The 19,271-nt window shown below is 57.5% G+C and carries 15 protein-coding genes; 9 read left to right on the forward strand and 6 right to left on the reverse strand.

What is annotated here, in order from left to right; all coding sequences use genetic code 11:
- Window positions 1–398 precede the first annotated feature (398 nt).
- Window positions 399–2,459, forward strand: a complete 2,061-nt coding sequence (locus tag D7M11_RS20190; protein WP_120749055.1) for an endonuclease MutS2 — start codon at window positions 399–401, stop codon at window positions 2,457–2,459.
- Between the two features lie 102 nt (window positions 2,460–2,561).
- On the opposite strand, the gene D7M11_RS20195 is transcribed toward D7M11_RS20190, so the two are convergent.
- Both D7M11_RS20195 and D7M11_RS20200 read right to left on the reverse strand, forming a co-directional pair.
- A complete protein-coding gene (locus D7M11_RS20195) occupies window positions 2,562–3,755 on the reverse strand; it encodes a hypothetical protein (protein ID WP_120749056.1) in 1,194 nt (397 codons plus the stop codon).
- Window positions 3,742–4,326 (reverse strand): RNA polymerase sigma factor, encoded by a 585-nt coding sequence (locus tag D7M11_RS20200; protein WP_120749057.1) that lies wholly within the window; start codon window positions 4,324–4,326, stop codon window positions 3,742–3,744. The genes D7M11_RS20195 and D7M11_RS20200 overlap by 14 nt, the downstream gene beginning before the upstream one ends.
- Before the next feature lie 571 nt (window positions 4,327–4,897).
- Between D7M11_RS20200 and D7M11_RS20205 the strand changes: the two genes are divergently transcribed.
- Window positions 4,898–5,986 (forward strand): bifunctional 3-deoxy-7-phosphoheptulonate synthase/chorismate mutase, encoded by a 1,089-nt coding sequence (locus D7M11_RS20205; protein WP_120749058.1) that lies wholly within the window; start codon window positions 4,898–4,900, stop codon window positions 5,984–5,986.
- 471 nt (window positions 5,987–6,457) lie between these two features.
- On the opposite strand, the gene D7M11_RS20210 is transcribed toward D7M11_RS20205, so the two are convergent.
- Window positions 6,458–7,618: an ROK family transcriptional regulator gene (locus D7M11_RS20210; RefSeq protein ID WP_120749059.1), complete on the reverse strand. Its 1,161-nt coding sequence runs from the start codon at window positions 7,616–7,618 to the stop codon at window positions 6,458–6,460.
- 204 nt (window positions 7,619–7,822) lie between these two features.
- On the opposite strand from D7M11_RS20210, the gene xylA reads away from it, so the two are divergent.
- The 6 genes from xylA to D7M11_RS20240 all read left to right on the forward strand — a co-directional run bounded on the left by xylA (window position 7,823) and on the right by D7M11_RS20240 (window position 14,610).
- The gene (gene xylA / locus D7M11_RS20215; protein WP_120749060.1) at window positions 7,823–9,136 is read left to right on the forward strand and encodes a xylose isomerase; all 1,314 of its coding nucleotides are present in this window, start codon (window positions 7,823–7,825) and stop codon (window positions 9,134–9,136) included.
- Window positions 9,137–9,181: 45 nt separating this feature from the next.
- On the forward strand, window positions 9,182–10,678 hold the full coding sequence (gene xylB, locus D7M11_RS20220; protein ID WP_120749061.1) for a xylulokinase: 1,497 nt from the start codon (window positions 9,182–9,184) through the stop codon (window positions 10,676–10,678).
- A 46-nt stretch (window positions 10,679–10,724) separates the two neighbouring features.
- The gene (locus D7M11_RS20225; RefSeq protein WP_120749062.1) at window positions 10,725–11,885 is read left to right on the forward strand and encodes a Gfo/Idh/MocA family protein; all 1,161 of its coding nucleotides are present in this window, start codon (window positions 10,725–10,727) and stop codon (window positions 11,883–11,885) included.
- Between the two features lie 15 nt (window positions 11,886–11,900).
- Entirely contained in the window at window positions 11,901–12,647 is a 747-nt protein-coding gene (locus D7M11_RS20230; RefSeq protein ID WP_120749063.1) for a ThuA domain-containing protein, read from the forward strand.
- A 20-nt stretch (window positions 12,648–12,667) separates the two neighbouring features.
- Window positions 12,668–13,768: a Gfo/Idh/MocA family protein gene (locus D7M11_RS20235; protein ID WP_120749064.1), complete on the forward strand. Its 1,101-nt coding sequence runs from the start codon at window positions 12,668–12,670 to the stop codon at window positions 13,766–13,768.
- A gap of 110 nt (window positions 13,769–13,878) precedes the next feature.
- The gene (locus D7M11_RS20240) at window positions 13,879–14,610 is read left to right on the forward strand and encodes an SDR family NAD(P)-dependent oxidoreductase (RefSeq protein WP_120749065.1); all 732 of its coding nucleotides are present in this window, start codon (window positions 13,879–13,881) and stop codon (window positions 14,608–14,610) included.
- 113 nt (window positions 14,611–14,723) lie between these two features.
- Here the strand turns inward: D7M11_RS20240 and D7M11_RS20245 are convergent, their stop codons facing one another.
- Together D7M11_RS20245 and D7M11_RS20250 are read right to left on the reverse strand one after the other, a co-directional pair.
- A complete protein-coding gene (locus D7M11_RS20245; protein WP_158606738.1) occupies window positions 14,724–16,049 on the reverse strand; it encodes an ABC transporter substrate-binding protein in 1,326 nt (441 codons plus the stop codon).
- A 201-nt stretch (window positions 16,050–16,250) separates the two neighbouring features.
- Complete coding sequence (locus tag D7M11_RS20250) at window positions 16,251–17,657, reverse strand: ADP-ribosylglycohydrolase family protein (protein WP_120749067.1); 1,407 nt, start codon at window positions 17,655–17,657, stop codon at window positions 16,251–16,253.
- A gap of 417 nt (window positions 17,658–18,074) precedes the next feature.
- Between D7M11_RS20250 and D7M11_RS20255 the strand changes: the two genes are divergently transcribed.
- Window positions 18,075–18,818 (forward strand): phytanoyl-CoA dioxygenase family protein, encoded by a 744-nt coding sequence (locus tag D7M11_RS20255; RefSeq protein ID WP_120749068.1) that lies wholly within the window; start codon window positions 18,075–18,077, stop codon window positions 18,816–18,818.
- Between the two features lie 147 nt (window positions 18,819–18,965).
- Here D7M11_RS20255 and D7M11_RS20260 read toward each other — a convergent pair whose 3' ends face one another.
- Window positions 18,966–19,250: a hypothetical protein gene (locus D7M11_RS20260; protein ID WP_147433467.1), complete on the reverse strand. Its 285-nt coding sequence runs from the start codon at window positions 19,248–19,250 to the stop codon at window positions 18,966–18,968.
- Window positions 19,251–19,271 lie beyond the last annotated feature (21 nt).

The following is a 19,271-nucleotide window of genomic DNA, read 5'->3' on the forward strand; positions in this document are numbered from 1 at the left end:
GTCAAGGTCAAGCGGAAGTTTTCTTGACGGGAGAGAACGTTCCCGCTATAATCGGGGTAATCGAAGGCAAGGAGAGATTTTGATGTCGGTGAGCGTTCTTAACTAACAAATTCCATAGCGGGACCGTAACAGCGGTATGTATTCAAAAAATGCCCCATTAGGGACGTTTATTTGGTCATGTCTGCTGCGGTGCTCCAGAATTTGAGTTAAGAACAGCGGATATCATCCAATGCCCGGGATATAACGATCCTCGCGCCGAATCCGTGCTGTCTTCAGCACGTTTTTTTAGTTTATTCGGCATGACGCGGATCGCGAATACGGAAGGCAAGGAATGAGCGTTTGCGCATTCTTTGCCTTCCTTTTTTTTGCCTATTTTTCACAAAAGGAGCGATACACTCATGAAAGAAACGACTTGGAAACGGCTCGATTACGATCGGGTCAAGCAGCTTGCGGCGGATTATGCCGTATCGTATTTGGGCAAAGAGCGGATCGAGCAACTGGCTCCGCTCGCGACGCTCCAGTCGGCCCGGCGTGCCATGGACGAGACGGCGGAAGCGCTCGGCGTGCTGAAAACTGGAGCGAGCGTGCCGATTCCGTCGCTGAGCGGGATCGAAACGGTGCTGCAACTGACGGGTACCGGGTACGTGTTTACGGAGCACGATTTTGCCAACATCGGCTTGTTTCTTCACGGCTGCAACCAGCTTCAGGCATATATGGCGGCGAAAAGACGAATCGCGCCTCATATTGCGGCGTTCGCGGATTCGATGTACGGGCTGACGCAGCTTAAGGGGGAGATCGAGCGCTGCATTCGCAGCGGCCGGGTCGACGATGCGGCCAGCCGGGATTTGTCGAAGGTAAGACGCAAGCTCGCGGCCAACGCGGAAAAGATCAAAACGCGGATGGACAGTTTGATGGCCAAATACCGGACACTCATGCAAGAGCAGCTGTACAGCGTCCGTTCCGACCGGTACGTGCTGCCGATCAAGAAAGAGCACCGGAGGCTAGTGAGCGGCAGCGTGCTGGACGAATCGGCCAGCGGGCAAACCGTTTATATCGAGCCGTCGGAGCTGGCGCATTTGCAGCATGAGACCGCCTCGCTTCGCGCCGAGGAAGCCCGCGAGGAGGCGAAGGTGCTGGCGATGCTGACCGGACTCGTGGAGGAAGCGGATTACGAGTTGAAGGTTAATGTGGAGACGATCGGCACGTACGACTTTATTTTTGCCAAAGCGAAGTATGCGCTCGCGATAAACGCTAGACACGTCAATCTGAACGACCGCGGCCGAATTCGGCTCGTCGGCGCGACGCATCCGCTGCTCGGAGCCGGAGGGGTGCCGCTCGATTTCGAGCTGGGCGGACGATACGACACGCTTATCGTAACCGGACCGAATACCGGCGGGAAAACGATCGCGCTGAAAACGGTCGGCCTGCTGACGCTGATGGCGAACTCCGGACTGCTCGTGCCAGCGGGAGAGGAAAGCGACCTGTCCCTTTTTGCGACGGTTGCCGCCGATATCGGCGACGGGCAAAGCATCGAGCAATCGCTGAGCACGTTTTCGGCGCATATTCGCAATATGGTCGATATTTTACAGGCGGCGGACCGCTCCACGCTTGTGCTGCTTGACGAGATGGCTTCCGGCACCGATCCGGGAGAAGGCGTGGGGCTGTCCATCGCTATTCTGGAGCAGCTTCACGCGCTCGGCGCTAAGGTGGTGGCGACGACCCACTTCAACGAGATCAAACATTTCGCCGCAAGGACGCGCGGATTCGAAAATGCGCGGATGGAGTTCGACGCGGAGACGCTCCAGCCGCTGTACCGGCTGCGAATCGGGGAAGCGGGGCAAAGCTACGCCTTTCAGATCGCGACGAAGCTGGGCTTGTCTCCGGCTATAATCAGTCGTTCGCAGGAGCTGACGGCAGGTTTGGCGAGAGAGTCGGGCCCGGACGACAAATGGTTCGGGGCGCTGGTAAGCTATGCGGAAGCGAGCGAATCGAGCGAGGCGGACAGCGGAGCGGCCGCTGAAAGCGAAGGCGAGCCGGCGTGGGAGCGGGAGGACGCCCGGGATGAGTTTACGGAGACGAATAAGCTTGGCGCGCGTCCAGTACGAGGCGAGGAGTCGGGACGCGAAGGCGCGACAAAGAAACCGGAACCGGGTACGCGCAAACCGGAGGTGCCGGTTCGGGGGCTCGAGGTCGGCGACAGCGTTTTTATTTCGTATTTGAACCAAACGGGCATCGTTTATGCCACGGAGGATAAACGCGGGATGGTCGGCGTTATGATCCAGAAGCAGAAGTGCCAAATTAACAAAAAGCGGCTCGCTCTGCACATCCCGAAGAAGGATCTGTACCCGGACGATTACGATCTCGACATTGTGTTCGAGACGAAACAAAACCGCAAGCTGAAAAAGCTGATGAGCCGCAAGCACGTCGAGGGCATCTCGATTATTAGGGAGCCGGACTAAGCGAACGTACTCAGCTAAAAAGTTCGCCGCGGGGCATAACCCTTGGACATGGGCGGAAGACGGTGAACGCGCGACGGCGGTGTCGGGGCGGCAAATGGCCGCCTACCGCAGCAGCTCCGCCGTCTTCTGCGCCCATTCCTCCACATAGTGATCGGTCGCCCACTGGGCCATGACGATCGTTTCTTTTGCCTTCAGCTTGATCGACAAGGCCGGTTCGCCCGTTAACTGGCTGGGGCTGCCGAATACGAGCAGCAGTCCGTCCGTGGACACGACGGTCATATCTTTATCCGGCGAGGAGAACGTATCGATTGCGCCCGGGAACCGGGTTCCGATGTCGCTCCATGTGCAGCACGGCTCGTCGTGGTTGATGACCGACTTGGGCAGTTGAACGTCGAGCTGGCGGTAATTGTCCGTAAGCTGGGCCTTGCTGTTCGAGATGGCGCTCGAATAGGCGGTCATCGCTACCCAGCGGCCTTGACTGCGGGCGACGAACCAGTCTTGTGTGGCGTACTCGCCACCGGTCAGCTTGGCGTCCAACACTTCGCTCAGCAAGACGGGCTTGCGCTTCGTCGCCAAATTCGGAATCGTCGTCGTCCATACCTGGGTGCTGGAGGTGGAGCTGTTGCCGGCGAGCAGTTCTTCCGTTTGCCCGATCGAGACGTATTCGTTTGCCGCAAACAATATTTTTTCGGTGTGAATCACTTTTTCGTTCGGGTTGTCCCTGAATAGTCCCGGTCCGATCGTGCGGGCTTCGCCGGCGCGCTGGGCAGCGGGGTGGGATAAGAAAAATTCGTAGCGGTCCGTTACCGTCTCGTAATGGAGCGGCTCGATTTTCCAGAAATCCCGCTTGTACGGCACGAGTATGCCGCTGCCTTGCGCGATCAGGGCCGGCCGCTCTTTTCTCGGCGCGATATATAACGTCCGGTATGACGTGTCCTTGTCGTCGGTGCGGAGGCCGATAAGCAGACCGGATGTGAAAGACGGCGTATCGTCGTCCGTAGCGGCGACGGACAAGGCCGAGAGCGGCTCGTTCGCCTGTATGCCGGAGAGCTCCTCCAGAGCCGTCTCCGTCTGCTGCTGGCCGACAAAAAAGAACAAAATGACAGAAACGATAACAACCGAGAGCGATAAGAAGGAACCGGCTAAAGGAAACCAGGATTTCGCGCACGTCGATTTCTCGTCCATTCGTTCTTCGATCCGTCTGCGCAGTTCATCGGAAAAACCTCTGTTACCAAGCGGAGCCGAGGAAAGTCCGCGATTCAGCTCGGCCTCAAATTCGGAGTCAATCCGTTTCATCTCTTGCGCGCTCCTTCGCCTTCAAAATGTTGAGCCGGGCATGATGCAGCCGCGACTTGACCGTTCCGACGCTAATGCCGAGCACTTCCGCAATTTCTTTCATCGACAGCTGGTGATGGGCGAACAAAATCAGCACTTCCCTATACTTCGGCGGCAGTCCCAGCACCTGCGTCCAGATGCTGCTGACCGTCAAATTTTCCATCGCTTCATTCTCGGCGGAGCGATGGGAGCCTGCGGGCGATATCATGTCCATCAAGGTCACTCTGCGCCAGAAGGCCGACCGTTTGTAGTCGAGCGCCGTATTGCGGGTTATCGTAAGAAGCCACGTCTTGACGGACGATTCTCCGCGAAACGACGTGAGCCTGCGGTATACTTTTAAAAATACGTCCTGCGTTATGTCGTCGGCCAAATCCGGCTTGCGGCATATACTGAACGCGTAATTCCACACATCTTCGCCGTAGGCCGCCATCAGATCGCGCAGGATCGCCTTCTGATCGGTCGTCTCGGCTATGTATCTCAAGTAGTCGAATTTTTCGCTGGCGCCGGTTTCCACTTGCTTCACCTCTTTCATAATAGACGGAGCCTCCCCCTCGCCGGTTCAAATCCGACCAATACCAATTTTATGCATCCTACTTATTATAACAGGGCGTATGGGCGGTCGCACCGGAAATTGATGGATTTTCCCGATTATTCGCGAATAAGTTCCGCCTTCAACGCAGTAAAGCTTCCCAGCAGCCTATTGCGCGAATCGCGCGAATCTTCTATAATCTCACTAATATGTGATGACGATGACGGAGAAAAGTAAACGGGAAACAGCCGAAACAGGGACCGGGCGCCGACAGACTGAGAGCCCCCGGACGGCGAGTTCCGTCGAAGTTCGCTCCCGAGTCGGGTCTTGAACGACGGCAGCCTGAGCCATTACAGCTTCCGTCCGCGTAGAGAATCCCCGGCGGCACGCCGTTAACGTGCTTCAAGCGAGAACGACGAACGGTCAGCCGGCGGCCGACGTTTTTCTAATAAGGGTGGTACCGCGGTTCCCCGTCCCTTGAGGACGAGGGGCTTTTTTGCGTTCAGGTAAGAAAGTAAGAAAAGATTCCATGCGATCGAAAAGGAACCCCACATACAAGAGGAGAGAACCTGCTATGAACAATCAAACGCTTCAGCAATTAAGAAGCCGAATGGACGATTTGAATATTAAGCTGCTTGATCTGTTATCCGAGCGGGCCGCCATCGGCCGTCAAATCGGGGAAATCAAACAAAGTGAAGGACTGCCGCTGCACGACCCGGCCCGGGAAAACGAGATGCTGGACCGGCTGGCCGCCCGTAACGCCGGACCGCTCGAAGAAAAGGCGATTCGCCATCTGTTTCAGGAAATTTTCAAGGCGACGCTGGAGGTGCAGCAGCCGAAAAAGAAGCCGCTGCTCGTCAGCCGCAAAAGCAAGCGGGAGGACACCGTCATCCGCATTGGAAATACGGAGATCGGAGGAGCGGATTCGGTGCTTGTCGCCGGGCCGTGCTCGGTGGAAAGTCTCGAGCAGGTAATGGAGGTCGCTGCGGCGCTCAAGAAGGCTGGCGTTCCGGTCATTCGCGGCGGGGCGTTCAAGCCGCGGACATCGCCGTACGATTTCCAGGGACTCGGCTTCGAAGGGCTTAAGCTGCTGAAGGAGGCGGCGGACGAATACGGCTTGCAAACGATCAGCGAAATCGTGACCCCGGCCCATCTGGAGGAAGCGGCGAAGTATGTCGACATCATTCAGATCGGCGCGCGCAATATGCAAAATTTCGAGCTGCTCAAAGCGGCCGGCGATATGCGCAAGCCGGTGCTGCTGAAGCGCGGACTTGCGGCGACGATGGACGAATTCCTGCATGCGGCGGAATATATCGTCTCGCGCGGCAACAGCCAGGTGATGCTGATCGAGCGGGGCATCCGTACTTATGAGAAATGGACGCGCAATACACTGGACATATCCGCAGTGCCCCTGCTCAAGCAGATGAGCCATCTGCCGGTGCTCGTCGACGTCAGCCACTCCACCGGGCGCAAAGAAATTATGGCGCCATGCGCCAAAGCCGCTCTCGCCGCAGGCGCTGACGGCATTATGGTGGAGGTGCATCCGAATCCGGCGGCCGCGCTGTCGGATGCCGACCAGCAGCTGAACCTGGGCGAATTCGCGGAATTTATCCGCGAGGTGAAAAGCTCCGGCGTTTACCGGCAAAGCGCGCCTACGGTGTAAGGATGCATACAGTGTAGTAATGGAAGGAAGCGAACCTCCGGCCACGCTCGTCAGCGTGTTTTCGGAGGTTTTGCTTTTTGGGGCGTAGCGGGATCAAACGCAAGCTGTGAGCTGTTCGGGGCTGAGGCCGGCGGTGGGATAGCGGAAGCGAAAGTTCCGCTATAGCTCCCGAAGCACGGCTAATTGGGGCGATAAAGGAAGTAAAAGTTCCGTTATGGCCGTCGCCCGCCGAGAAATCGGGGGAGACGGAGGTCATAGAGGAAGCGGCGCTTCCTTTAAGCCGGCCTAGAGGCCCCTCTTAGCGGAGATAAAGGAACTTTCGGTTCCGTTAAAGCAGCATCGGGGTGCAGGGAATAGGGAGCGAGGCAAAAGAGTACGGAGAATGGAGCTCCAGGTCGAACAAGTGCGCGTACTCAGAACCATTCACCCAAAACCATCCAGTGTATGTTTTTCCGGATGGCTGACCCTCGCTCACAGCGTGATGCGGTCTTTGGTAAGGAAGGCGGACACGGCGCTGTAGGCCGCACCCGAAACGGCGGAGCGGGTATCCAGCGAAGCGAAGCGGATTTGCGCCTGCTTGCGGTGGAACGGCAGCGATCGGGCCGCAACGACACGGTCGATGGCGCTGCGAATCCAGCTTTCCGCGCGCGTCATCTGATTACCGATCAGAACGAGCTCGGGATTGAACGTATTGATAAGGCTGGCGATGCCAATGCCGAGGCTTTCCCCGACCTGGTGGAACAGCCGGATCGCGTCGGGCGAGCCGCCGTGTGCCAGCTCGATCAGGCTCTCGAACCGGTCGATGCCGAGCGGCTCGGCCATCTCAAGAATGGCGCTCTCCGATGCGTATTGCTCCCAGCAGCCTTTGTTGCCGCAGCGGCAGCGCTTGCCGTTCGTCTCGATCGTCGTATGCCCGACTTCGCCGAAAAACCCGCCGAACCCCCGCATCAGCTGCCCGCCGATTGTAATGCCCGCCCCGATCCCGGTGCCGACGCTCAAGTAGACGATATCCGAAGCCTCCCGAGCCGCTCCGAAGCGAAGCTCGCCGAGCGCTCCGGCATTCGCTTCGTTGTCGACGACTACAGGAACGCCGAGCTGCTGCTCCAACAGCTGCTTCAGCTCGACATGCTCCCATTCCAGGTTAGGTGCAAACAGGACGGTTCCTTTGTCGTCGACGATACCCGCTACGCCGACCCCGGCGCCAACGATGCCGTACGGGCTGTCCGGCGCCTGCGCCATCAAGGAGCGAACCGCCTCGGCGATCGCCCGGATGGCGCTGTCCGCGTCGCGCCGCTCCAGCCGGATTTGCCGTTCGGCGATTGTATGGCCGTCGAGATCGGTTAGGATCGCGATCGCGTATTTGACACCGATGTCGATGCCGACGGCGAAGCCGGCCGCTTTGTTGAAGACGAGCATGACCGGCTTCCGGCCGCCGCTCGAGACGCCGAGCCCGATCTCGTACACGAGCTTTTCCTCGGCCAGCTCGCCCACCAGCGTCGACACCGTAGCTTTGTTAAGGCCCGTCATTTCGGACAGCTGCGCGCGCGATAACGGGCTATGGGCGACGATCCGGTCCAGTACGATCGATTTATTTAGCTTCTTGACGAGATATTGATCTCCGGTCGTTTGCAAATGTACCCCTCGTTTGTATGTTCGATAAACTAATGGTTCCAGTTTAGTCGACAGAGGAACATTTTTCAACTTGGCTATTCATAAGATATAAAAAGAAAATGCAATTTTTTTTGTTTCAAACTTAGTTTAACGGATATACAAAGTCGGTAGCATCTGATATGATGGGGCTAGTTAGCGGTGATTACCAATTTGGAGGGGATACACGTGTCTTACTTTACCGGCGTTCCGACTATCGAATATGAAGGGGCGCGTTCGACCAATCCGTTCGCTTTCAAGCATTATGATCCCGGCGCGGTCGTGGCCGGCAAGACGATGCAGGAGCATTTGCGCTTCGCCGTCGCTTATTGGCATACGTTAACCGCAAGCGGTGCCGATCCGTTCGGCGCGGGCACGGCTGTGCGGCCGTGGGACCGATTCACCGGCCTCGATCTGGCCAAAGCGAGAGTCGAAGCCGCCTTCGAGTTGATCGCGAAGCTGAAGGTGCCTTTTTTCTGCTTCCACGACCGCGATATTGCCCCGGAAGGGGATACGCTGCAAGAGACGAACCGCAATCTCGACGTCATCGTCGCTTCCATCAAGGAGTATATGAAGTCCACCGGGACGAAGCTGCTGTGGAACACGGCGAATATGTTCACCCATCCCCGCTTCGTGCATGGCGCAGGAACGACGAATAACGCCGATGTATACGCTTACGCCGCGGCGCAGATCAAGAAAGGTCTCGAGGTCGGGAAAGAGCTCGGGGCGGAAAATTACGTGTTCTGGGGAGGCCGCGAAGGCTATGAGTCGCTGCTTCATACGGATATGCAGCTGGAGCTGGACAATCTGGCCCGCCTGTACCGGATGGCGCTCGATTACGCCGACGAGATCGGGTTCAAGGCCCAGTTTCTGATCGAGCCGAAACCGAAGGAACCGACAAAGCATCAGTACGACTTCGATGCGGCGACAACGATCGCTTTTCTCCAGCATTATGGGCTGAAGGACCGTTTCAAGCTGAATTTGGAGGCGAATCACGCCACGCTGGCCGGGCATACGTTCGAGCACGAGCTGCGTACCGCGCGTATGCACGGCGTGCTCGGCTCGCTGGACGCGAATCAGGGCGATATGCTGCTCGGCTGGGATACGGACGAATTTCCGACGGATCTGTACGCGACGACGCTGACGATGTACGAGGTGCTGCAAAACGGCGGGCTCGGCAACGGCGGCATCAACTTTGACGCGAAGGTGCGGCGGGGCTCATTCGAGCCGGATGATTTGTTCCACGCCCATATCGCCGGCATGGACGCCTATGCGAAAGGACTCAGGGTGGCGGCTAAGCTTATCGAAGACCGAGTCTTCGAAGATGTTATCGATCGCCGCTATGCGAGCTTCAAGGAAGGTATCGGACGGGATATCGTCAGCGGCAAAGCGACGCTCGCCAGTCTCGAGCAATATGCGCTTCAGCACGAAACGATTCGAAACGAGTCCGGCCGCCAGGAGCGTCTGAAAGCGATCCTCAATCAATATTTGCTGTCCGAGTAAGAGAAGCCGGTGTCGCGTTATAGGTAGGAAGGGAGAAAGCCGCCAGTGAATTATGTGATCGGGATCGATCTGGGCACAAGCGCCGTCAAGGCGCTGCTGATCGACAGAAAGGGCCGCGTTTGCGGCGAAGCGTCCGAGGCGTATCCGCTTATTCAGGAGAAGTCCGGCTATAACGAGCAAAACCCCGAGCTGTGGGTGCAGGGAACGCTGACCGCAATGCGCACAGTCGTCCGCGAAGCCGGCGTGAAGCCGGAGGACATCGACGGTATCAGTTTTTCCGGCCAAATGCACGGGCTCGTCCTGTTGGACCAGAAGCGCAGCGTGCTGCGAAACGCGATTTTATGGAACGACACGCGAACGACCCAGCAGTGCCGCGAGATCGAGGAAAAGCTGGGAGAGCAGTTGGTCTCCATCGCCGGCAACCGCGCGCTGGAAGGGTTTACGCTGCCGAAGCTGCTGTGGGTGAAGCGGTACGAACCGGAGCTGTTCGCGAAGGCGGACGTGTTTATGCTGCCGAAAGATTATGTCCGTTACCGGCTTACCGGCCATATCGCGACGGATTATTCCGATGCGGCGGGCACGCTGCTGCTGGACGTCTCCGGCAAGGCTTGGAGCGAAACAATCGCCGGGGTGTTCGGACTAGCGCTTACGCTGTGTCCGCCGCTGGTCGAGTCGCATACATCGGTCGGCACATTGCTTCCGGCTATCGCCAGCGAGACGGGCCTGCCGGAAACGGTGCAAGTATTTGCAGGCGGGGCCGACAATGCCTGCGGCGCCATCGGGGCCGGCATTTTGTCCGAGGGCGAAACGCTGTGCAGCATCGGCACATCCGGCGTTATCTTGTCGTATGCGGGCGCAGGTGCCCATTACGGAGGCAAGCTGCACTATTTTAACCACGGCAAGGAAAATGCGTTCTACGCGATGGGGGTTACTCTCGCGGCCGGGTACAGCCTGACCTGGTTCAAGGAAACGTTCGCCCCGGGCGTATCGTTCGAAGTTCTACTGCAAGGACTGGAGGAAACGCTGCCGGGCGCAAACGGGCTGCTGTTCACCCCGTATCTCGTCGGAGAGCGCACTCCGCATGCGGATGCGCACATTCGCGCCAGCTTCGTCGGCATGGACGCCTCGCACCGGCTGCCGCATTTTACGCGGGCTGTCGTCGAAGGAATTACGTTCTCGCTGAAGGAGTCGCTGGACATTTTGCGCGGCGCCGGCCATCGGATCGATTCGCTCGTTTCGATTGGCGGCGGGGCCAAAAACGATACCTGGCTGCAGATCCAGGCGGATGTATTCGGAGCGGATATTCACCGGCTCGAAAGCGAGCAGGGCCCGGCGCTCGGAGCGGCGATGCTGGCCGCTTACGGCAGCGGCTGGTTCGATTCGCTCGCGGAATGCGCCTCGGTATTTCTGACTAGAAGTCGCACGTTCCATCCGCGCCAGCAGCAGGCGAAGCGGTATGCCGGCCTTTACGAAATTTACAAGCGGATTTACGAGGATACGAAGCAGCTAAACGAGCAGTTGTCAGCTTTTCGCAGCCTATGACCGTCAGCATCGCACCACTTTCGTCCGAACAAGGAGGATGCCGTCGATGAACGAAGTACGAGTAGGGATGGTTGGCTACAAATTTATGGGGAAAGCGCACAGTCATGCGTACCGCGATCTCCCGATGTTTTTTCCGAATGCGCCGCGCCCGGTGCAGAAAGTGATCTGCGGGCGAAACGAAGCGGACGTAAAGACGGCCGCCGTTCAGCTCGGCTGGGAGGAAGCGGTAACCGACTGGCGCGAGCTTGTCGTCCGCAGCGATATCGATCTGGTCGATATTAATGCCCCAAGCGACGCGCACAAAGAGATTGCGATCGCTGCGGCGAAGGCCGGCAAGCATCTGTTTTGCGAGAAACCGCTCGCCCTTACGCTGGCCGATGCCAAAGAAATGCTTGCGGCGGCGGAGGCGGCTGGCGTGAAGCATATGGTCGGCTTCAATTATCGGTTCGCCCCAGCAGTGCAGCTGGCGAAAAAGCTGATCGACGACGGACGGCTCGGCCGCATTTACCATTTCCGCGCCGCCTTTTTGCAGGACTGGATACTTGATCCCGACTTTCCGCTCGTTTGGCGGCTCGATAGAAACGTCGCAGGTTCCGGAGCTCACGGTGATCTCGGCGCGCATCTGATCGATATGGGGCGGTTTCTCGTGGGCGAGATGACCGAGGTCGTCGGCATGAGCGAGACGTTCATCAAGGAGCGGCCGCTCCCGAGCTCGATGACCGGTCTCAGCGCGAAAGGAAGTGCGAATAAGGTGAAGGGGCCGGTGACGGTCGACGACGCGACGCTGTTTATGGCCCGCTTCGGTTGCGGAGCGCTCGGCAGCTTCGAGGCGACCCGGTTTGCGGGCGGCCATCGCTGCACGAATTCGTTCGAAATCAACGGCAGTCTCGGCAGCGTCAAATTCGATTTCGAGCGGATGAACGAGCTGCAGGTGTATTTTACCGGAGACGATCCCGACGTTCAAGGATTCCGCCGCGTGCTGGCGACGGACCCGGCGCATGCTTACTCGGAGGCGTGGTGGCCCCCCGGCCATACGATCGGCTACGAGCATACGTTTATTCACGAAACCTTGGAATTATTGGAAGCGTTGCAGGAAAATCGACAGCCGGTGCCGAATTTCCACGACGGTGTGCTTTGTCAGGCTGTACTGGAAGCCGTAGAGCGTTCGATCGACGAGAAGCGCTGGGTGCGGCTGGACGAAATGTGAGGGAGGTGTCACCTTATGACGACTGGACAAAAAGCGCTGATCGTATGGGGCGGCTGGCTCGGGCATGAACCGGAGCAGGTTGCCGCGATTTTTCGCGATGTGCTGGAGGAAGAAGGCTTTGCTGTGGAAGTGTCCGACACGCTGCAGGCGTTCTCGGATGCGGAGAAGCTGAAAGGGCTGGACTTGATCGTACCGGTATGGACGATGGGCCAGATCGAGCAAGAACTGGCTCGTAACGTTTCTATGGCGGTGCAGAGCGGCGTAGGCATTGCAGGCTGTCACGGCGGCATGTGCGATGCGTTTCGCACGAACGTCGACTGGCAGTTTATGACCGGCGGGCAGTGGGTCGCGCATCCCGGCAATGACGGCGTCGAATACACGGTACAGATCCGGCAGGGCTCCGGCCCGATCCTAGAAGGATTATCGGATTTCACGGTCAAATCCGAGCAATATTATTTGCACGTCGATCCGGCTGTCGAAGTGCTGGCAACGACCCGCTTTCCCGTCGCGCCCGGGCCGCATTCGCTCAACAAGCCGGTCGATATGCCGGTCGTTTGGACGAAGCGGTGGGGCGTCGGCCGCGTTTACTACTGCTCGCTGGGCCACAAAGTCGACATCGTGGACATGCCGCAGGTGAAGCTGATGATGAAGCGCGGCTTTTTGTGGGCGGCCGAAGGCAAGCGGCTGGCCTTGGAAGCGGCGAACCATTCGGCGGACAGCAAAGCGGCAGGTTATACAGGTATGGCGGACAGCCAACATTAGGCGGAAGGGGAACCATCCTCATGGAAAAGGTGAAAGTAGGCATTATCGGCTGCGGCAACATTAGCGCCATTTATTTCAAAAATTGCAAGCTGTATCGCGGGCTCGAGGTCGTAGCCTGCGCCGATCTGGACGTCTCCCGGGCGCAGGCGCGCGCCGAGGAATTCGGCGTAGCGAAAGCTTGCTCCGTCGACGAGCTGCTGGCCGACCCGGAAATCGTGATGGTCATCAACTTGACGATTCCAGCCGCGCACGCGGAAGTATGCCGCAAGGCGCTGCTCGCAGGCAAGCACGTTTACGTCGAAAAGCCGCTCTCGGTTACGCGCGAAGACGGCCGCGGGCTCGTCGAGCTGGCCAAGGAGAAAAATTTGCGCGTCGGCTGCGCGCCGGACACGTTCCTCGGCGGCGGCATCCAGACGTGCATCAAGCTGATCCGCGACGGCTGGATCGGCGAGCCGCTGGCGGCGACCGCGTTTATGCTGGGCCGCGGACCGGAAGGCTGGCATCCCGACCCGGTGTTCTTCTATAAAACCGGCGGCGGCCCGATGTTCGATATGGGGCCGTACTACTTGACCGCGCTAGTCGCCATGATCGGACCAATCCGCCGCATCGCCGGGATGACGAGAACGAGCTTCCCGGAACGCCGCATTACGAGCCAGGCGAAGTATGGCGAAATGATTCAGGTGGATATTCCGACCCATATCGCCGGTCTGATGGAATTCGAATCCGGCGCGATCGGTACGATCATTACGAGCTTCGACACGATGGGCGGAGCGAACCTGCCGCGGATCGAAATATACGGCAGCGAGGGGAGCCTCAGCGTGCCGGACCCGAATACGTTCGGCGGTCCGGTGAAGTTCCGCCGCAAAGGGGCGAAGGAGTGGGGCGAAATCCCGCTGTCGCACGGCTTCGCGGAAAACAGCCGGAGCGTCGGCGCGCTCGACATGGCGCTGGCGATCGCCGAAAACCGGCCGCACCGCGCCAGCGGCGAGCTGGCGTTCCACGTTCTCGATGCGATGCACGGCTTCCACGATGCATCCGATCAAGGCAAGCATTACGAGATGCAGAGCACCTGCGCTTCGCCTGAGCCGATGCCGTTGGATGCCGACAGCACTTGGCTGTAACATAATTGCATAGGACCATACGAATCAACCCCCGAATGCCAGTTTAGGTTCGGGGGTTGTCGCTTCTTTGAAACCGGAACGATTGCATATATGGATGTAGGGGGAATAGGATGAATACGATCATAGTGACAGGCGCTTCAAGAGGCATCGGCAAAGCGATGGCTGAACGGCTGGCGGCAGATGATGCGAACCATGTGGTCTGCATATCGCGAACGGCGAACCAATTGCAACAGCCTGCAAGGGGCGGACGTTTAGACCATATCGCGTTCGATCTGAGCCGTACCGATGCTCTCGACGCGCTGATGGACGAAGTTTTTGCACTCACTGACTTGTCTTGTACATGGCGGCTGATCTGGGTCAACAATGCGGCGGTGCTGGCCCCGCTGGGTCCTATCGAGGAGTGCGAAGCAGGGGAGATCGCCCAGCATGTCGAGGTCAATCTGCTTGCACCTATGCTGCTTACTTCGCTGTTTATAAAACGAACCCGCTCCCTGGAAGTGGATAAGCGGCTCCTGAATATCTCGTCCGCTTCGGCCAAACATTTGCTGCCGGGTATGAGCTGTTATTCCGCTTCGAAAGTGGCTTTGGACGTGTTTACCCGGTGCGTCGCCCTGGAGCAGGAGAAGGAGACTTATCCCGTCAAAGTCGCTTCGGTATGGCCCGGCATGATCGACACGGACATGCAGAAAGAAGCGCGGACCGCGAATTTTCCGAGCAGCGGCATGTTCGTGGCGGCGCAAAGCGGCGGTTATCTGACAACGCCAGAGTATACGGCAGAGAGGCTAGTGGAGCTGCTGTTTAGCGAGTCGTTCGGCAGTGAGGCTGTTGTTGAGAAGTTATGAGTTCAGGCCTCCTGCGGCGCGTTGCTTTTTAGGCAGCGTACCACGGAGGCCCGAATGTTTAGCGCAAACGGTTTTCAATCAAAGCTCAGGACATAGTCAAGCCCAATCGTTCCTTACTGCGTCGCAATGTAGCTGTTGATCTTCTCGTCGGCTTCGCGCAGGGCGGTATTGATGTCTTTGGCATTCTGAATGACCTGGCTCATCGAATCGAGGATGATTTGCTTCGCTTGGGCGTCATATTTCGTAACCGGGAAAGGCTTGGAAGGCTGAGACAAGAAGGCGGCTTTCAAGTTTTTCCCTTTCGTGTACTCGAGGTTTTTGCCGAGCTCCGCTTCCACCTCTTTGCCTGTCAACGTCGGGATGCGGCCGGCACGGGCGATATCTTTTTGCACATCGTCGGACAGCAGCGTAGCGAGCACCTGGAACGCCTGATCCTTATACTTGCTCTGTTTCGTAATATGAACGATGTACTCGTCGACCTGCATGCCGATGTTCGGCAGCTCCTTGAAGGAAGGATATTGGACGATGTCCCAGTTCAGCTTGGTTGCATCCTTCAGGTTGGATAGCAGGTTGAGCGAAGGATACATGGCGAGCGTTTCTTCGGTCGCGAACTGCTTGATCGCGTTGTTGTTATACTTGAATTCGCCGTTGCCCGGGATGTCGTATATTTTTTTCAGTTGATCGAATACGCGCTTCCAGCTGTCGGTGTTGACCGTCGCTTTTTTCGTGTTCGGATCGACGTAGCCGAGCGACAGCACCGAGCTTACCCGGACGGGGCCATCCGGCTCGAGTCCGCGGTATTGCACGCCGTTTTCGTTGCGGGTCAATTTTTTCGCGAGCTCGTACGTTTCATCCCACGTCATGCCGTTGCGGGGATATTCCACGCCGAATTTGTCGAATATCGATTTGTTGTAATAGTTGGCGTAAAAGTGCATCGTCCACGGCAAACCGGTCAAATAGTCGGTTTGGCTTACGATTTTTACTCCCTCTACGGCAGTTTTGTTCAATTTGGTTACGTCGAAGCCGAATTTTTTCATCATGGGCTCGAGGTTTTCTTCGAGTCCGCGGCCCGAATACCGTTCCATAAGCGGGGAGGCGGTCATGACCAGATCGGGAATTTGTCCGGCGGCCAGCAGTTCGTCGAGCGACGAGCCTTTGGCGGCCAGGTTGAGAATTTCGAAGGAAATGTTCGGATATTTCTTTTTGACCGGCTCCTCGATATATTGCTTGAATTCCGCCTCCTGCACCCAGTTGAGCGGGAGCGCGAATTTCAGGGTAACCGGCTCGCTGCTGACCGCAGGAGCTTTGGGGGTTTCGTTTTTCGCGGTGATGTCGTCTTTGGCGGCGGTTCCTTTTGTAGTTCCGCTGCAGCCGCTTGCAAGGGCGCCCAGCAAGGCGACGCTAAGAACGATAGCTTGAGCTTTGTAAAAGTTAGACAAGTTAAACCCTCCCATTTGAATATAGATGATTTCCGAAAAAAGAAAGCGGTTACCTATCTGCGTCTATTTATCCGCTATTCTTCTAGCGAATAGCGGCGTTGCTGCCGGTGCCGGAGCATCCGCGGGCGGCTTGACGGCTCCCCGTGAACGGGTGAGCGGTAGCGAAGCGGGCGGATGTCCGTTAACCGGGCTTCATCCGTTTTACACGGACTGGGCTTGAGTGGCTGCGGTAGCGCGGATGTTGTTAAACACCTCATAGGTGCGGTTCGCGCATTCCGAGATGGTGATCGGATGGAAGCCGATCAGTTCGGCGAACAGCGTATCGTTCAGCGGCTCCGTCCATTTGGCCGGAAGCTGGTTCGCGCCGAGCGCCGCCCCCATGATCGAGCCAACGGTCGCGCCGTTGCAGTCCGTATCCCAGCCGCCGAGCACGGAAGTGGCGATGGCCGTTTCGAAATCCCCTTTAGCGAAAATGATGGATGCGGCGACGAGGGCGGCATTGTTGTTCGTATGCACCGGATGGTAATGCTTGAACGTCTCCCACAGCTTGTCGACCAGCTGCACCTGATCGGTTGCTTCCTTCGCGATGGCGATTGCCTGCTCGATGTCGTGATACAGCCGGCTATTGCGCGGAATTTCGCTTAGGCCAATGCGTACGATGCGCTCCGGATCGCTTTCGACGAAGGCGGCCGCGATCATGGCGGCGCAGAACATTTCGCCGTAGATGCCGTTTTTGACATGCGAGAAGGAGGCGTCACGCCAGGCGAGCTCGGCCGCCAGCTCCGGGTTGCCGGCTGCGCCATAGGCGAAGCCGTCGGCGCGAATTTGCGCTCCGATCCATTCGCGGTACGGGTTCAAATACGTGCGCACCCATTCTTGGCGAGCTTCCCAATCTTCCGGCCGCTTCCCTTTCTGGTGCGAAGTCGCCTGCGTGAAGTTCAGATACGCTTGCGTTTCCGCCGTGCATACTTGCCGGTAGGCGAGCCTTCTGTGCCACAATTTGCCGATATCGAACGAATCGAAGTTAAGCCCTTTCTCTTCCAGCATAATGAGGCCGAGAACCGTATAACGAATGTCGTCGTCCGTTTCCATGAAACGGATCTGCTCTCTCGTGCTTCGCATGCTGGCTGTCGCGAGCGCGAGGCCGTACTCCTGCTCCGCGCGGGAGTGCTCCGGCGTATAGCCTTGAATTGGCCAGGCGTCGGCGCCCTCAAACCAGCGCTTCACGTTGAGCCAGCCGGGAGCGTCTGCCGTTCCGCCCATGTAAGCCCAAGCTTCCAGCGGCTTGCCGAGCGCACAGCCCGCGCTGCGTCCGAGCCATGCGCCGTAAAATTTGTCGCGCCACTGCGCTTCGTTCATCGACTCGGCCAGCTGGCGCGGTCCTTCGGGGCGCTCGGCACGAATTTCGTTTAGTTCGGAAGGCTCCGAGAAAGGAAAATCTTCTTGTACTGGAAGCGCCATCAATTCGTTATAAATATCCATCAGCTTCGCTTCATCGGTGCCTGCTGCTTGGACCTTCTCGGCATAGCCATCTACCTTGCATCCTTCTTCTAATCGCTGAACCACTTCCTTTTGGACCAGCTCGTCTAGTGATGTCCAACCCGCCATGATCTGTTTCCTCCACCCGAATGTATTCGTTGCAGCTTCATTATAGATAGAGCTAGGGCGGCTCATCTACTCAAATATGGAGATCGGATTCTCAATAATTGCGAGGGCGTATATGGGGGCAGCCCGCAGATGAAGCCCCGTCCCGGTTTTTCGACATGAGGCGATAGAATCGGAAGATATGCAGGGTATCACGGAAGATAAGAAAAGCAGCGGCGTTAGCTTTTGATTATGATGAAGACATCCTCCACTAAGGAGAGCAGCCCCCGCTGGACGGGGAAGAGAAGGAGTGTGGGGCGAGTGTGCCGGGGATCACTTGCCGGAGCATGCGGCAATATGAAATGCACGAGGCAATGCGGTTTGGATAACCGTCATCAATTCCGCAGCGGACTTCAAAACGAATTTGGGGAGGCAAACAACATGGCAACAACATCCTTATTAACGGAGCAGGACGTTCAGAATTATAAAGATCAGGGCTATTTGCTCTATAACAAGCCGGTATTCAGCGAGGAGAAATTGGCAAGGCTGACCGGCATTTTCGAAGAACACTTGATCGAGAAGGGGAAGAAGCTGTCCGACGAGCTGGATACGCCGCATTTTCGCGACGAGCGGCTGCTGGAGTTTTTGCTGAGCGACGAGGTGCTCGATCTGGTAGAGCCGATTATCGGCCCGAACATTATGCTTTGGTCGAGCCATTTTATATGCAAAGATCCTCTCGTCGGCCGCGCAACGCCGTGGCACGAAGACTCGGCCTATTGGAAAGGGCGTCTCGACAACTACGACAAGATCGTAACGGTGTGGCTGGCGATTGACCGCAGCACGGAGGAGAACGGCTGCATGCGCGTCATCCCGGGCACTCACGTAAACGGGTTTTCGGAATACGAGCAGGTCGATAAGCAAAATAACTTGTTCGGCTCGCAAATCAAAAACGTTGACGAATCGAAAGCCGTTTACTTCAATCTGGAGCGGGGCGAATGCTCCCTGCACGATTCCCGGATCATGCACGGCGCGAAGCCGAACACGAGCGAGTACCGCCGGTGCGGCTACACGATGCGGTATTTGCCGGCATCGACCAAGCTGCTGGAAGGAAAGAAGAACGACGGATTCAAAGTATGGCTGGCGCGCGGTAAAGATATGGCTGGGAACAGCTATGCGAACGTTTGATCCGCAAATAAGCAGCACCTGGCCCACCCGCAGAGCGGGTGGGTTTTTGCGCTAACGATTTTGGATTTTAGCATATCGGGCCCAAAAAGGCGAGCCGAACGTTCCCGTTTTTCGCCGGGAATCGCCAGGCCGCCTTTTTCCGCCGCCTCACATGGCGCCCTTCATGGCGAATACGACGAGGCCGATCAAGTACGAGATGCCTGCCGCGCACACGAATTCGTACACATAAAAAGCGTATTTGGCGGGCAGGAAAAATTGCTTGTCCTTGCCGACCGACTGGAGCTTGTCCAAATATTGCTGCTTGCGTCCTTTATAGGAACGGAGCATAAAAGCGCAAAAGAAGATGGCCCACAGCAAGGCGGCTATCACGATCATCGCCCGGGACGCGTTGAAATACCCGATCAAAATGCCGGCTACGATATGGATTTTCATAGATGTACGCTCCTCCGGACA

Source organism: Paenibacillus ginsengarvi, assembly GCF_003626695.1.
Lineage (GTDB): Bacteria > Bacillota > Bacilli > Paenibacillales > NBRC-103111 > Paenibacillus_AB > Paenibacillus_AB ginsengarvi.